Annotated in this window: 9 protein-coding genes and 1 pseudogene; 4 read left to right on the top strand and 6 right to left on the bottom strand. The window is 62.0% G+C overall.

The window, feature by feature from the left end; translation table 11 throughout:
• Positions 1-16 precede the first annotated feature (16 nt).
• The 4 genes and pseudogenes from ACL2XF_RS08500 to ACL2XF_RS08485 form a co-directional block, all read left to right on the top strand.
• On the top strand, positions 17-3,223 hold the full coding sequence (locus tag ACL2XF_RS08500) for an efflux RND transporter permease subunit (protein WP_413728427.1): 3,207 nt from the start codon (positions 17-19) through the stop codon (positions 3,221-3,223).
• A gap of 167 nt (positions 3,224-3,390) precedes the next feature.
• Complete coding sequence (locus ACL2XF_RS08495; RefSeq protein WP_410015107.1) at positions 3,391-3,975, top strand: TetR family transcriptional regulator C-terminal domain-containing protein; 585 nt, start codon at positions 3,391-3,393, stop codon at positions 3,973-3,975.
• Between the two features lie 53 nt (positions 3,976-4,028).
• On the top strand, positions 4,029-5,258 hold the full coding sequence (locus ACL2XF_RS08490) for an MFS transporter (RefSeq protein ID WP_413728426.1): 1,230 nt from the start codon (positions 4,029-4,031) through the stop codon (positions 5,256-5,258).
• Between the two features lie 229 nt (positions 5,259-5,487).
• Positions 5,488-5,799 (top strand): annotated as a pseudogene (locus ACL2XF_RS08485) (helix-turn-helix domain-containing protein); the annotation flags it as partial.
• A 197-nt stretch (positions 5,800-5,996) separates the two neighbouring features.
• Here ACL2XF_RS08485 and ACL2XF_RS08480 read toward each other — a convergent pair.
• From ACL2XF_RS08480 to ACL2XF_RS08455, 6 genes are all read right to left on the bottom strand, one after another.
• Positions 5,997-8,489, bottom strand: a complete 2,493-nt coding sequence (locus ACL2XF_RS08480; protein ID WP_413728425.1) for a virulence factor SrfC family protein — start codon at positions 8,487-8,489, stop codon at positions 5,997-5,999.
• Complete coding sequence (locus ACL2XF_RS08475; protein ID WP_413728424.1) at positions 8,486-11,470, bottom strand: virulence factor SrfB; 2,985 nt, start codon at positions 11,468-11,470, stop codon at positions 8,486-8,488. The genes ACL2XF_RS08480 and ACL2XF_RS08475 overlap by 4 nt, the downstream gene beginning before the upstream one ends.
• Before the next feature lie 3 nt (positions 11,471-11,473).
• Positions 11,474-12,943 (bottom strand): SrfA family protein, encoded by a 1,470-nt coding sequence (locus ACL2XF_RS08470; RefSeq protein ID WP_413728423.1) that lies wholly within the window; start codon positions 12,941-12,943, stop codon positions 11,474-11,476.
• A 171-nt stretch (positions 12,944-13,114) separates the two neighbouring features.
• Positions 13,115-13,972 carry a transporter substrate-binding domain-containing protein gene (locus tag ACL2XF_RS08465; RefSeq protein WP_410015102.1) on the bottom strand — a complete coding sequence of 286 codons (858 nt, stop codon included), beginning with the start codon at positions 13,970-13,972 and terminating at the stop codon, positions 13,115-13,117.
• A 63-nt stretch (positions 13,973-14,035) separates the two neighbouring features.
• Complete coding sequence (locus tag ACL2XF_RS08460) at positions 14,036-14,761, bottom strand: ABC transporter permease (protein WP_410015101.1); 726 nt, start codon at positions 14,759-14,761, stop codon at positions 14,036-14,038.
• Positions 14,761-15,477 (bottom strand): ABC transporter permease, encoded by a 717-nt coding sequence (locus ACL2XF_RS08455; RefSeq protein WP_410015100.1) that lies wholly within the window; start codon positions 15,475-15,477, stop codon positions 14,761-14,763. Before ACL2XF_RS08455 ends, ACL2XF_RS08460 begins: the two co-directional genes overlap by 1 nt.
• Positions 15,478-15,486: the final 9 nt, after the last annotated feature.

Below are 15,486 nucleotides of genomic sequence, written 5' to 3'. Positions count from 1 at the left end.
TATCTATGAGATTATTATGAATATTTCACGGTTTTTTGTCAGCCGGCCCCGGTTCGCGGTAGTGCTGTCGCTGGTGATTTTCGCCGCCGGCTTAGTGGCGCTGCCGCTGTTGCCCATTGCCGAATATCCGGAAGTGGTGCCGACCACCATTGTGGTCAATACCACCTTTGCCGGGGCGGATCCGTCCGTTATCGCCGAAACGGTGGCCTCGCCTATCGAACAGGCGATTAACGGCGTCGAGGGCATGCTGTATCAATCCTCGCAGGCCACCAGCGACGGCGCCCTGACCGTGACGGTCACCTTTGCGCTGGGCACCGACGGCGACAAGGCCCAGGTGCTGGTGCAAAACCGCGTGGCGCAGGTGCTGTCGAGGTTGCCGCCCGAAGTGCAGCGGGTCGGCGTGACCACCAATAAATCCTCGCCCACGCTGATTGAAGTGGTGCACCTGACCTCGGACGATAACCGTTATGACATGCTTTACCTGGCAAGCTATGCGCAACTGCATGTCAAGGATGCGCTGGTGCGCGCGTATGGCGTGGGTGATGTCAGCGTCTTCGGCCTCGGGCCCTATTCCATGCGCGTCTGGCTCGATCCGGAACAGCTGGCGGCGCGCTCCCTTACCGCCGGCGACGTGGTGGCGGCGCTGCGCGAGCAAAATATCCAGGTGGCGGCGGGGCAGGTAGGCGGGTCGCCCGCCGCCAGCCAGGCGCAGTTCCAGATTTCCGTGGTGACCCAGGGACGGCTGGAAACCGAAGAGCAGTTCGGCGATATCATCCTGCGCGCCGACGGGCAGGGCAAGATTATCCACTTGCGCGATGTGGCGCGCCTGGAACTGGGCTCGGACAACTATTCGTTGCGTACCCTGCTCGACAACCAGCCCGCGGTGGCGCTGGGCGTTTTCCAGCGTCCCGGCACCAACGCCCTGCAGATGGCGGATAACGTCCAGTCCACCATGGACCGGCTGGCGAAGGATTTCCCCCAGGGCGTTAAATACCATATCGTCTACAACACCACCGGCTTTGTGCATCAGTCCATCAATGAAGTCGTGCATACCCTGTTCGAGGCCGTCATCCTGGTGGTGCTGGTGGTGATTTTATTCCTGCAAAGCTGGCGCGCCTCGATTATTCCGCTGGTCGCCGTGCCGGTAAGCCTGGTGGGCACGTTTGCGGTCATGCTGCTGATGGGCTTTGGCCTGAATGCCCTGACCATGTTCGGCCTGGTGCTGGCCATCGGCATCGTGGTCGACGACGCCATCGTGGTGGTGGAGAACGTCGAGCGCAATATCGCCCTGGGATTAGCGCCGGTGCAGGCCACCCATAAGGCGATGAGCGAGGTCAGCGGCCCCATTATCTCCACCGCGCTGGTGCTGTGTTCGGTCTTTATCCCCACCGCCTTCCTCAGCGGTCTGACCGGCGAATTTTATCGCCAGTTTGCCCTGACCATTGCCATTTCCACGGTGATCTCCGCCTTCAATTCCCTGACGCTGTCGCCGGCGCTGGCGGCGCTGCTGCTGCGCCCGCATCACGCCGCCCGGGATAACTTCCAGCGCTTTATCGACCGGGTGTTCGGCTGGCTGTTCCGGCCGTTCAACCTGGGGTTTGTGCGCTTGTCCCATGGCTATGTCGGGGTGGTGTCGCGCGTACTGCACCGGTCGTCGGTGGCGCTGCTGATCTACGGCGGGCTGCTGGCGCTGACCGTCCTGCTGTTTATGCGCACGCCTGGCGGATTTGTGCCCCAGCAGGACAAGCTTTACCTGGTTTCGGTGATCCAATTGCCGGACGCCGCCACGCTCGATCGTACCGAGGCGGTGGTGCGCCAGGTCAGCGATATTGCGCTGCATACGCCGGGCGTCAGCCACGCGGTCGCGTTTCCCGGTCTGTCGATTAACGGATTTGTGCGCAGCACCAATTCGGCGGTGGTCTTTTTGCCGCTGGATGATTTTAGCGCCCGCCGCGACCCGTCGCTTTCGGCCGGGGCCATCGCCATAACGCTTAACCAAAAGCTTTCCGGCATAACCGAAGCCAATGTGGCGGTGTTCCCGCCGCCGCCGATCCTGGGGTTGGGCTCGCTCGGCGGTTTTCGCCTGCAAATCGAGGATCAGGCCGATCGGGGGCCGGACGCCTTGTTCCAGGCAACGCAACGGCTCATCGCCGCCGCCGCCAAAGATCCCGCGTTGACCGGATTGTTCACGTCCTATCAGATTGGCGTGCCGAAAATCCATGCCGACGTCGATCGGGAAAAGGCCAAGGCGCAAGGGGTATCGCTTACCGATCTGTTTGAGACCATGCAGGTGTATCTCGGCTCGGTCTATGTCAATGATTTCAACCGCTTCGGCCGCACTTACCAGGTGAATGTGCAGGCGGACCAGCGTTTTCGCATGCATACCGAGGATATTGGCCATTTGCAGACCCGTAACGCCGCCGGGCAGATGATTCCCATCGGAGCGTTTGTCACCACCTACGACACCACGGGTCCGGATCGCATCAGCCACTATAACGGCAGCCTGACGGCGGAAATCAACGGCGCGCCGGCGCCGGGCTTCAGTTCGGACCAGGCCCAGGCCAGGCTTGAGGCCCTGGCGCAACAGGAATTACCTCATGGGATGAGTTTTGAATGGACGGAACTGACCTATCAGCAAATTCTGGCCGGCAATACCGCCATCTATGTCTTTCCCATCTGCGTGCTGCTGGCGTTTCTGGTGCTGGTGGCCCAATACGAAAGCTGGACGCTGCCGCTGGTGGTGATCCTGACCGTGCCCATGTGCCTGCTGTGCGCGCTGATCGGCGTGCAGTTGACCCATGGCGACAACAACGTCTTTACCCAGATTGGTCTGGTGGTGCTGGTGGGGCTGGCATGTAAAAACGCCATCTTAATCGTCGAATTCGCCCGCGACCGCGAGCTGGAAAACGACAGCCTGCTGCAGGCGGTGCTGAGCGCCTGCCGGCTGCGGCTGCGGCCGATCCTGATGACGTCGCTGGCGTTTATCATGGGGGTGGCCCCGCTGGCGGTGTCGGTGGGCGCGGGGGCGGAGATGCGCAATGCCATCGGCATCGCGGTATTCGCCGGCATGCTGGGCGTGACGTTGTTCGGTTTTATCCTTACCCCGGTCTTCTACTGGACGATTCGCCGCATCACCGGCGGCACGCTCAAGGGCGGACAGGACGCGCCAGGGACGGACGCGGCCGCCGCCCCGGCCATCGCACCAACGGGCAAAGATGGCTGACAGGATAGGCTATGATGACAGGAGCGCTTTTCAGCGGCTGAAAAGCGCGCCGCGCCGTGGACCGCCCTGGCGGTAAAGGGCGGGGCGCCCGGGACGCTTTGCTTGCAAAATACGACCGGTCGTCTATATAATCATGCGGTATTCGTTATCTGGAGGCTCTGTTTTTTATGGCAAAACCAAGCGTACGCGATAAAATTGTCGACGCCGCGCTGGAACGTTTTCATACGCTCGGTTTCAGCGCGTGCAGCGTGCAGGATATTGTGGATACCGCCGGCGTGCCGAAAGGGTCTTTTTATAACTATTTCAAAGCTAAAGAATTACTGGCGCTGGAAGTGCTCTCCATTTACGGCCAGGACTCGAACCGTGAAATCCTTGAAGACGCCAGCCTGCCGCCCATTGAGCGTCTGCGCGCGCATTTCGAGTACATGGCCGCCTATTACGCCGACTTCGGTTATGAAAAAGGGTGCCTGATCGGCAACCTGGCCGCCGAGATGACGGATAACACGCCGCTGCTGCGTCAGGCCATTTGCCAGTCGCTGGAAAAATGGACCGCCGCCGTGACCGCGACCCTGCGCGAAGGGCAAAAGGACGGCACCATTATCGCCAGCCTGGATGCGGAAAAAGTGGCCCGTTTTGTTATCAATAGCTGGGAAGGCGCGGTTGTGCGCATGAAAATAGCCCGTTGTCGGCAGCCGCTGGATGATTTTTTCGCCGTGGCCTTTCCGTTATTAAACCGTCCGACGCCGGAATAATCGCCACAGCTATTTGCCTGACGCCCGTTTCTTTTCCTGACTGCGAGCCTATCATGACCGGAAGGACCTTGACCCTCGGACGCCGGGCCAGTTTTTGGGTGGCCGCCGCCGTTGTCGGCCATACTATCTGGACCAGCGCCGCGCCCGCCATGACCTATCCGCTGTATGCCTCGGAATGGGGCCTGACCACCACCCAAACGTCGACTATCTTTGCCATCTATCCCATCGTGGTGGTGGCCATCCTGGTGTGTTTCGGCGATATTTCCGATTATATCGGGCGGCGCACCACCATGTTGTTGGGACTGGCGGCGTCGCTTATCGGGGTATTGCTGTTCGCCGTCGCGCCTGGTTTGTGGTGGATTTATCTCGGGCGGGTCTTCATGGGCATCGGGGTGGGGTTGTCGGCGGGGCCGTCCACCGCCGCCATGATTGAGTTTAGCGCCGAGGGCCAGGCCAAAAAAGCCAGCGCCATTACCACGGTGTCGCAGGCGGTGGGCCTGGCGCTGGCGACGTTGGTGGGCGGCGCGCTGATAGAGTACGCGCCTTTTCCCACGCGGCTGAACTTCTGGCTGCTGCTGGTTATCATCCTGGCTATTTTTGCCGCCGCCTGGTTTTTGCCGCGCCATAGCGCGGTGCCGGGGCAGGGACGCTGGCGTCCGCGTACGCCGTCGGTTCCCTCGGGCCTGGGCGGCGTGGTGCTGACGGCGGTGGCGGCGGTGGTATGCGCCTATTCTATCGGCACCGTGGGGTTATCGCTGGGCGCCAAGATAGCGCGGGATCTGATCGGTTCCGCCAACGTGCTGCTTAACGGCGCCACCATGTCGGTGTTCGCCATCGTGCTTGGCGTGGTGGGACTGGCCTGCAAAAGTATGCCGTCGCGTACCGCGATTGCCCTGGGCGGTCTGTGCACGGTGGCGGGCATGGCATGCTTGGTGATCTCGGTATCCTGGCATTCGCTGCTGCTGTTCCTGGCCTTTTTAATCGCCGCCGGGTGCGGTTATAGCCTGTTGTTTATGGGCGGGCTGGGGCTTATCAATATGTATGCGCCCGCCCGTCTTCGCGGCGGCACGCTGTCCGCGCTGTATTTGGTGGCCTACCTGATCCAGGGGGCGTTTGCGCTGCTGCTGGGCGCCAGCGCCAGTCGTTGGGGGCTGGGCTTCGCCATCGACCAGGGCGCGGTGGTGATTTCCGCCCTGTGTATTATCACCGGCGCGATTGCCGTCTTTATGACCGTACCGAAAGCCGCCCATCTCGCGGTGCGCTGCGCGGAAAAAAATCAGTGACAACGTCACGATAATCCCCCCCGGCTGTTAACGCGCCTGCCGTGCCATGGCGTGCTGGCAGGCGGCAAACCCCGTCCTATCGGCACTTTCTCCCGCGCCCGCCTGTCATTGACGCGCCGCCGGCAAACGGCTTATGATAAAATTATCGTTCGTTAATAAAAAGAGGTTGACTAAAAATACGACCGGTCATATTGTAAGTGCAAGGTTATCAATTACGGGGAATGTCTATATGAATCAGAAGGTCATTATTCAGGATTTGATGGAATGGTTGGAAAACAATCTGGATAAGTCATTGTCTCTGGATCACGTAGCCGCCAAATCCGGGTATTCAAAATGGCATTTACAGCGGATGTTCCGCAATGTGACCGGCGATGCGCTGGGCACCTATATTCGCACCCGCCGGCTGTCACGCGCCGCGTCGGAACTGTGTCTTAAGGACCATAGCATCCTTGATATCGCCCTGCAAAGCGGCTTCGATTCGCAACAGTCCTTCAGCCGGGCGTTCAAGCGCCAGTTCAGCCAGACGCCCGGGGCCTATCGTTCGCGGATGGCTTATCCTTACCATCCGGAAGAGTCCATGGAGGATAAGTATATCTCGGCTAAGCGCACGGCTCATGCGTCGCAGCCGGTATTTTAAGTAAGCAGATTTGACAGTCCGGCGACGACGCGGCTAGCCGCCCGGAAATACCAACCCGGCCGCCGGCGGCCGACATTGCCTCCGGCAAGCCGGTAGCGGCTCTAGGCTTCGGCCGCTGTGATCAGGTTGATGATGGCGCCCAGGCGCTGGCGCTGTTCAAGGCTGATTTCCGCTGCACCCGCATATCCCGCATTTTGCCGTATCAGTATATTCAGGCCCACCAGCCAGTCGTAGACATAGAAGGCGGTATTATTCACCGGAGCGGCATTAAGCCGGGTCAAACGGTGGGACGCGTCGATGTCGTGCCCGGGCGCCGCCGGGCGCGTAAAAATTTTATGGCCGGGATTGATGCGGCTGTCGGGCCGTTGCGCGTCGCTTAGCCGCGTAAACCCCAGCCAGGCGACGAAATCACCCAATACGGCCAAGGCCCGCGCCACCTGCCGATCGGCCTTGCTCTCAGGCGGCAGGCCCGCCGGCGCCATATCCATCAGCATGTGCTCGAGCGACCCCAGGATATCGAGCCGGATGGCGGCGGTAATCAACTCCGCCATCAACATGGCCATGGTCGGCCTGGCGATGCCGAGCAAGGCCAGCAGCGGCGCGTTTTCCGGCAGGTTGCGCAAATGATTTATCCAATAGCGTTGCACATTGCGGGCAAACATTTTGTCGTCCGTCGCGCCGGTGACGTCAGCGGTCATCATGACCTGGCCGGTCGGCGCCTCGGGGGCGCTGAGCAGATCGAAGGCGATGCCGACGCCAAAGGGTCCGGCGCCGTCCGCGGCCGGTTCGGTATGGCCGGCGGCGTCCGGTGGTAGCTGCAGGTAGAGGCGGCGCATTTCGTCACGCGTGGGCAGCAGGTGCTCGAGCAGTTCTCCGTGCATGCCGGCGCGCGCCTGCAGCGCTTTAAGCAGTGTGTGCGCGACGTGTTGTTTGGGTAATGTCTCCGCGTCCTGCGCCGCGGCCTGCTGCCATTCGCCGAGCAGGTTTTCGGCCAGTTCCGCCTGCAGCGCCTTCGTCTGTTCGCCCAGGCGCTCCAGGCCCGCCTCGCGCTGCGCCGCGGGGGCGAGGTAGGCCGCCAGGGCGTTGACGCCCCGCGAATCCATCGCCAGCAACGTGCCCCAGGTATCGCCCGGATTGCCAACATAGCGCTGCACGGCGGCATCGTAATTAGTGCCGTGGACCACACGTTGATCGAAGCGGGTCAGCGCCCAGATCAGGGCGGGTTTGCGCCGGCCGCGCACCCCGGCGTTTTCTCCCTGGCTGCGCCTGACCCAATAATCCAGCAGCCTGCCGACTTCGGCGACCGCCGCGCGGTCCTGCGCCGCGGTACAGACCATCAGCACATTCACCGTCTGGGCATCGGTATAACGTTCGGGCAGATAAGCACAGCGGGCGCGCAGCAGGGCCGGCGCCAGCGGGTAGGCGGGCTCGCCGCCCGCGCCGGTGGCCGCCGTGGTTTCAAGGCTGCCGTCGATACCGGCGAAATCGATAAAATCCACCTGCGCGCCGCCGCTTCCGCTCACGCCGGCATCCAGCGGCATCAACAGTTCAACGGCCAGCATCGCCAGCTCGGCCATCGTCAGTTCAACCGGCTTTCCCGCGCGGCCGTTCACCATGGGGATCACCTGCAGCAGCGGGTCGGCGGCGCTATGCAGGCGCGACAGCGACGCGATATCCAGGATGCCGTCCGCCTGGCGCATCGTATCGTCCACCAGCGCGCCAAGGGGCGCTAGCACGTGCTGCGCGCCGCCCAGATGCTGCGCGATAGCGGCAAAATGGCGGTAGGCGTCGCTCAAATCCGCGCGCCCTCGCCACAGCACCGAGAACAGCTCGGCGCGATCCTCGACGCTCAGGCAGGGCGCCAGCTCGACCGCCGCCGGCCAGAACCGCGTCTCCAGCTGTTTCTGCCGCCGCCGATCGTGGCGGGAAACATAATCCCAAATCGCCACCACGGCATCCCCGCTCATGCCGGCGACCGGTTCCACCTGCCGCCGCGCGAGCAGCCGGTCCAGGCGGTCATCCAGCGCGCGATCGTCCAGGTCCCGGGCGGTGTTTTCGCCCCCGGCTTCACGCAGGGAGAGGGTAAACAGCAGCATGGCGATATCCGCTTCACTGAGCAGCGACAGCTGGACCGGATAGGCGGCGTTTTCCGCCTGTACGCGCTGGGCGAAACGCAGCACCAGGCCTGACGCCCGGCTCTGCGGCTCGATAAGGGACAGGACATCCAGCCGTTTGCCGCCAAGCGTGGTGGACAGCCGGTCGTCCTGCCCCACGGTCAGCGCCGTGATCAGATGCAGTTTTCCCCGCGCCGATTGCCCAAAAAAACCAATGGCGCCGGCGGTGTGCGACGCGTTGTACAAATGGCTGGCCTGCAGGCGGCAGCGGCGCAGTTTTATGCCCAGCCGGCCGGCTTCCATATCCAGGCGCGGCGCATGCCGGCGCGTGGCCGCAATCCAGTCGATCGCCTGGTCGATGCCTTGCAGTACCTGGCGCAGCTGGTTATGCAACTGGTTTTGCAATTGGGGAGCCAGCGGGTTGGCAACCGGGTTTAATTTACGCCGCGCCGGTATCGGGGAAGAGATTAATTGACTCATTTTTTCACTATGCTCCCGCTATCTATCCAATATTCGGTCGCGCCTGAACCACTGTCGGCCAGGGTATTTAACGTCAGGCGCACATGGTGCCGCGGCACGGGCGTACCGTCTTCCAGCACCGCCTCCGCTATCTCGAAACGCTCAGGTCCCGCCCGGGAAGTGTCCTGCGCCACCGCCAGCCTGATGCGCAGTTCGCTTTCCCCGGCCACGCGCCGGGCGAGCGCAGGATCGGCTATCGACAGCGTATACAGCGCGGAGGCCGGCCAGCGTTCATTATCCAGTTGGCGAAAGCCCAGGCATAACGCGCCGCGCATGCGAAAGCTGGCGGTGGCGTCCAGCGCGCAATCCGGCGCGTCAAGATCGATATCGCGGTAAAAAACATTCTCGTCGGCCAGGGTGTGGTTGCCGTCCAGCATGCCCAGATAGCGCAGGGTGGAGTAGGGCTGGAAGTCACCGGCTTTGAAATAGAACCCCGGCAAACGCAGGCTAAGCGCCAGCAGGCACAGCATCGCGCCAACCGCCGCGGTGGATTTGGGATTATCGATGCGTCCCCGCTGGTTAAAGGGATACCACGCGCTGGTATGGTAACCGTCCAGCGACAGAATCCGGTTATTGGGCAGCGGCTGCAGGTGGCGGAACAAGGCCTGGATGCCCGGGAAACGCGCCGGCCGCCCGGTAAGCAGCAGCACGTCGCAATCGTGGAGCGAGACGACTTCAGACAACGAGCGCAGGTGTTGGGTAATCGTCATGCGGTTGGCCAGGAACTCATCATGCAGTTTGCCCAGCCTTATCTGGAGCGGGACGCGTAGAATATCGAACGGAGAGGCATCCGCCGGCAGGCCGCGCTGCACCTCGCCATGGATATACGCCAACACGCCAGGCGTGGGCTGCTGGGTCAGCAACTCGCCGAAGACGGCATCGATTTCCGTGCGGTTATCCAGGGGATCGAATCGTTCATAGGCCGCCAGGATCGCGCGGCCGACGGGCATAAACAGCTGCAGCGTCGTCTGCTGGCGCAGCGTGCTGTGCCCGTCCATGCGCCCGTCGCCGCCAAACAGCCGGGCGAGCAGCATGCCGGGGTTGTCCAGGCCGGCGCTGAGCAGCGCCGCCTCCAGGGCGGGCAAGACAAACAGCTGGATCACCTCCAGCAGGATATCGTCGCCCGCGACTTTAAAACCTTCGCGGAACAGCAGCCGCGGGGTGATTTTGACATCTTTGCCGCCGCCGTCGTCCAGGCTGTACTGGGTGATGGCTAAATCGGTGGTGCCTCCGCCGATATCAATGGAGGCGATGCGTAGGGTCTTGCCGGCGCTGCCGGCGGCGGATGCCTTATCCGGCCGCGCCATGGCGCCAAAAAACGCGTTGGTATGACCGGCGAAGTTAACCTGGGTTTCGTTATACAGATAGACCATCTGGCCGCAGGTGGCCTCGTCCCAGTCCATCCGCACTTCGGGCGCCGGTACCCGGCTGCCGGCCCGGTCGCTGGGGGAGGAGAAGGGTTCGTCCGCGCGATGCCAGCCCATGGTTTTCCATACCAGGCCAATCGCTTCGTTCATCCGCCTGAGGAAGATTTCCCGCTCCGGTTTCGGCATCGCCGAGGGCAGGGTCAGGACGATGGTGCGCAGTTGACGCGGCGCCACGTCGTGGCCCATCTTCAGCCGCTGCGCCACGCTGTTGATTTGCATTATCGCCTGCGCCAGCAGTTCCGACAGCATCAGCGCCATCAGCGAACTGCGGCTGTAATGCGGCGAAAAGACCGGCAGGCGGTCGTCCAGCGCCAGCAGGTACAGCGGCTGTCCCTCGTCATTGATCAGGTGGGTAAACGGCGCTTGCACCGCCGGCGGTTCAAGCGCCGGTCCGCCAGCACCCTGGCTGAACCGCCAGCCGGGAGCATAGCTTTCCTCATCCCACAAATAGCGCCGCGGACTGGAAAGACCGGTGGATCCGTCGACGCCCCGGCGCTGCAGCGCCAGGCGCGCCGCCTCCCGGCCGACGCGGGTAATAGCGGGCCAGAGAAAGGCGTCGTCGCGCCCGCTTTCGAGCGAGAAACCGGGTTTGCCGAAAGGCGCCTGGGCAAACTCGACACGGCTTTCAAACAGTTCGTTATATAAAAACTGCGGCTCGCCCAGATCGCGGATCAGCAATTCATAGGCAAGCTTGAGGCCGTTGGGCTCATCGGCATGTTCTTCCACCAGGACGCCGCAGGTATGCGAATTGCCGACATCCAGGATCAAATCCACTTTTACCACCGGCTCCTGAAGCGTGCCGGCGCTGATTTTTATTTCCGGCATAGGCAGCTGTTCACCCAGCAGCGCCAGCAAATTGAGATAATGGGCCTGATATTCAAAGGAACGGAACGCCACCTCCATCTCCCGGGCGCTGCGATCGTCCTGGCGCGATGCCTGCTGGGTAAACACCTCGCGCAGCCAGCCGTCGACCCAGGTAAGATCGAGAAATTCGCCCAGCTCGTCGCTGCGGTGCGCCAGAGTAAAGCCGATGCCGTTATGGATATCGTTTTCGTTGGGGGCTACCGGGGCGTCGGCATGGCCGGCCGGATAAACCCGGGTGTCAAAGGCGACGCTGACCCGGTGGGTAAAGCCGTGCCGGTCCGGCGCATCCAGGGCGCAAATGCGCACCCGCGCCCAATTATCCGGTCCTCCCAGCAGGGTGCGCGGGGGCATAAAGCGGAACACGGGTAGCGGCAGCCAGAGCTTGTCCAGCAATGCCAGGGATTGCTCAAGGCTGAAACTGAACTCGGGCTTTACCACCTCCGGCGGCGCGCCCGCCGGTACCGGAACGGAATATTTGCCGGTCTGCGTGTGGTAATCCAGGCGCAGCAAGGGTCCGTTGGCGGTCTGGCGGACAAACTTGCCGGGCAGTTCGGCGTTATAGCCGGGCGTCAGGGCGAAATCCAGAAACTGGATACCGCTGTCGCGAATCAGCGTGATGTTTTTTGGGTAATCCGTAATCGTCGCCAGCATTTATTATTCACTCTCGCGCTTCATCGTTATCGGAAAAGCCGTATTGGCGTCATAACGGCCTTTGCACTCGGCGACGCCCTTCGCGCCTTGTCTGCAGACGATTTCCGGCATTTGATAGCGGGTGCCGTCGCTGCAGCGGGCCTTGGCCCGGCTGTTGATGATCAGATTGCCCGATTTCATCAGCCCGGCGTCAACCGCCGTGCGGCAGGTCACCCCGTCGCCATGGGTGATTTTCACCGTGCCTTTGCCATGGTTAAGCTGGTATTTAAGGCTCGGTGGCTTACCGGTCAGCGGTTCCTTGATATCCACCGTGGCGCGCCAGCCGCCGTTAAGAAAATCCGTCGAGCCTATTTTTACCGTCTCGGGCGGCAGAACCAGCGCGTTCTTGCTGATGGCGGCCGGCGCGACGGCCGGGACCAGCGCCTCCGGCGCCGCGGCGGCGGGAAGCGGCGCGGCTTGCACATCCGGCAATGGCGCTATGGCGGGGGAGGACGCCCTGTTCCGGCCATCGCCCGCGTCGGCAGGGCCGATTGCCAGCGCCGTCGGCTGCGTCGCCGCGCCGTCGGCGGGCTTTGGCTGCGCCGCGGCGGCATCTAAGGATAGCGCCTTATCGGCGGGATTGGCCGCGTCTGACGCCCTCAGCCCGCCGTTCGTGGCGCTGGAAAGCTGTTTTTCCAGCGGCGGCCGGGGGGCGTCGGTCAGAGGACTGGCGGCGGGCAGGGCGCGTTTTTCCGCCTCAAGGGCGGTCAGCGCCGAGGCGGACAGGACAGGCGGCGGGCGGGAGACGCAGCCGCGGATTTGCAGCGCCAATATGGCCAGCAGGGCAAGCGCCGGCGGGATCCACCACATGCGCCGCCACGATAGCGCCGGTGCCGCCGCAGCCGCAGCCGGCGCGTTTTCCACGGGGGCGGTGGCCGCGATGCGTGGTGAAGCGCGGTCAACATCCCGCGCCAGGTCGGTAACCAATGCCGGGTCCAGGACGGTGTTATCGACGGGTGGGCGCAGGCTGGCAAAAGCATCGGCGTCGGTTTTTTTATCCGTGCCGACAAAACCCCAGAACGTCAATACCGGTTTGCCGCCCACCAGATAGACATAATGCTGATCGGGAAAACGCATGGCTTTCGACAGCAGCGCGCCAAACAGCCTGAGTGAGGGTTTTTCCGCCGCGGCGGCGCGCTGGCAAAGGCCCGCTGCGGCGGCCTGGCAGCCTTCCAATTCCGCAAGGGCGGACGCGCGTTCGGCATCGCTGGCGCCGGCCCAGGAGGACACCTTGCCCGCGCGCGGCGAATACCAGTCGATCCGATCGCCATCCTCGTTGGGCTGGGGGATCGCCAGACAGTCGGCGATCCGCGGCCGTTGCCGCAGACGCAACGTTTCCCTTATTTCCAACGCCGATGCATACACCGGCCGGCCCTGTTCGCCCAACGCATAAATATCAAGCAAACCGCCGCTACGTAAAAATGTTTTTGCCACGCAAAAGGGACCTATGAAAAGTAACACCCGACGGGGAATAAAAATTTTTTTCTATCAGCTGATACTGTAAATCGAACGCAGGCAAATCAAACGCCCGAATAGGCGGCAAAAAAGACAAATATTCGGGGTATCGAAAGAAGAGAGTCCCGGCCCGGCGGCCGGGAAAGGGCTTTATTGCGGGGTAGTATCCATACCGAACCATTTCATGGTCAGCGTTTTCAGCGTGCCGTCCTGCTTGGCGCTGGCAATGGCCTCGTCAAACATCTTTTTCAGTTCCGGATCGGTTTTGCGGATGCCCACCGCCGATCCGCTGCCCAGGATACCGCCGATAAACTGCGGGCCGGCCAGGACGATATCCTGGTTGCCGGGCTTGGTCTTGGCGCCGTTCAGATAGGTGACCGAGGCGAAGACCATATCCACCCGGCCGGATTTAAGATCAAGATCGTGCTCTTCGGTGGTTTTATACTCGCGCACCGTCACCACGCCTTTTAAATATTTTTCCAGGAACTGCTGGCCGATGGAGGAGCCTTGCACGCCGATGATTTTGCCTTTAAGCAGCGGGGTCAGTTTGTCCAGTTCGGCTTTTGCGCCCGCTTCATCGCTGGTAAGCGAGAACCGGGTTCCCAGGTCCGGCAAGGCGGCCAGCGGACTGTTTTTCAGCACCGCGAAGGTTTGTCCCGCATTACTGTAGGAGGCAGAAAAATCAATGATTTTTTTACGCGCCTCGGTGGCGGACAGACCGTCCATGATGGCATCGAATTTTCCGGCGTTCAGCGCCGGGATGACGCCGGCAAAGGGCTGTACGATAATCTGGCATTCCACTTTCATTTTTGCGCACAGCACTTTGTAGAGATCGATTTCAAATCCATCCAGGGTACCGTCGGGTTTGGTAAAGTTATATGGCCGGAACGCCCCTTCGGTGGCGATTTTCACCACCGTCCATTTTTTCCCCTCTTCGGCATGACCGCCGAAGCTGGTCGCCAGAGTGGTGGTAATGCACAACGCGCGTACCAGGTTTACCAATTTCATTGTTTAACTCCTGTATCAATGGGGAAAAATTCGCCTTGCGGCGCAAAAAAGGTTCGGGATGACTCAATGCGCATTCTCCAGCGGCTTTTTATCGACCGTGGCGACGCGCGCGCGCAGATGCGGGGTCAGTCGGTATTCCAGCCACATCACCAGCCGGGTAATGATCAGATTGATCAGCAGGTAAATCAGCCCCGCCACCAGGAAGACCTCCAGCGCCCGGTAGGTGTTGGAAATGATTTGCGCGGCGATGCCGGTAATGTCCATCAGGGTGATGATCGAGGCGAGGGAGGTGGATTGCACCATCGAAATCAGTTCGTTGCCGTAGGCCGGCAGCGCCTGGCGGATCGCCATTGGAAACAGAATGCGCCGTACCACCAGCAGGCGGCTCATGCCGCAGGCGCGCGCGGCCTCCAACGCGCCATGGGGCACCGAAAGCAGGCCGCCGCGCAGGATCTCGCTGCCGTAGGCGGCGGTACACAGCGACAGCGACAGCAGCGCGCAGCCATAAGGTTCGCGCAGGACGGGCCACAGCACGCTATTGCGCACCGCCTCAAACTGGCTCATGCCGTAATAAATTAAAAACAGCTGCACCAGCAGCGGCGTTCCCCGCAGGCAAAAAACATAAAACCGCGCCGGCGCGCTGAGCCAGATAAAGGGCGAGAGCCGGGCCAGCGCCAGCGGAAAAGCCAGGCAAAAGCCCATGGCCACCGAGTAAAAAGCCAATTTCAGCGTCAGCGGGATGCCGGGGATCAGCTGCAAAAAGGTCTCCCAAAGAAATGCCACGTCCATCAGCGTCTTACCCCGCGCGAGTAGTAGGTTTCAGCTTTACCTAGTGACCAGCCCGAACAGGCGGAAATCACCAGATACAGCAGCGCCGCTGCACAGTAGAAATCAAAGGGCTTGCCGGTGGAGCCGGCGCCGGTTTGCGCTTTGTTCATCAGTTCGGCCAGGCCGGTCACCGACACCAGCGCCGCGGCCTTGAGCACCAGTTGCCAGACGTTGCCCATGCCCGGCAGGGCGTGGCGCAGCAGCAGCGGGATAATAATGCGGCGCATGCGCACGGACGCGGTCATGCCCAATGACGTGGCCGCCTCCAGCTCGCCAGGCGCAATGGTCAGGAACGCGCCGCGAAAGACCTCGGTCTGCTGTGCGCCGGCGGCGATGCCTACCGCCAGCATGCCCGCCAGAAAGCCGGGGAAACTGATAAACTGCCCATCGCCGAACAGCCTGCCCAGCGATGTCAGCGCCTGGCTGCCGCCAAAATACAGCAGATAGATTATCAGCAGGTCCGGGATGCCGCGGATAACGGTGGTATAGATATCGGCGACACAGCGCACCGGCCGGTTGCCGCTAATCTTTGCCCAGGCGAACAGCGCGCCGATAACGCCCGCCAGCAAAAAACCCGACACCGCCAGGGCTACCGTCATCAGCGCGCCGGACAACAGCATCGGCCCCCATCCCTCAGGGCCAAAACTCAGGGTCTGGAAAAAACCTAGCTCCGCCATGCTATCTCC

Origin of the sequence: Sodalis sp. RH19 (assembly GCF_047324215.1) — a bacterium.
Classification (GTDB): Bacteria; Pseudomonadota; Gammaproteobacteria; order Enterobacterales; family Enterobacteriaceae; genus Acerihabitans.
Note: the sequence above shows the minus strand (reverse complement) of the source record. Positions and strands in the feature narration are given on the sequence as shown.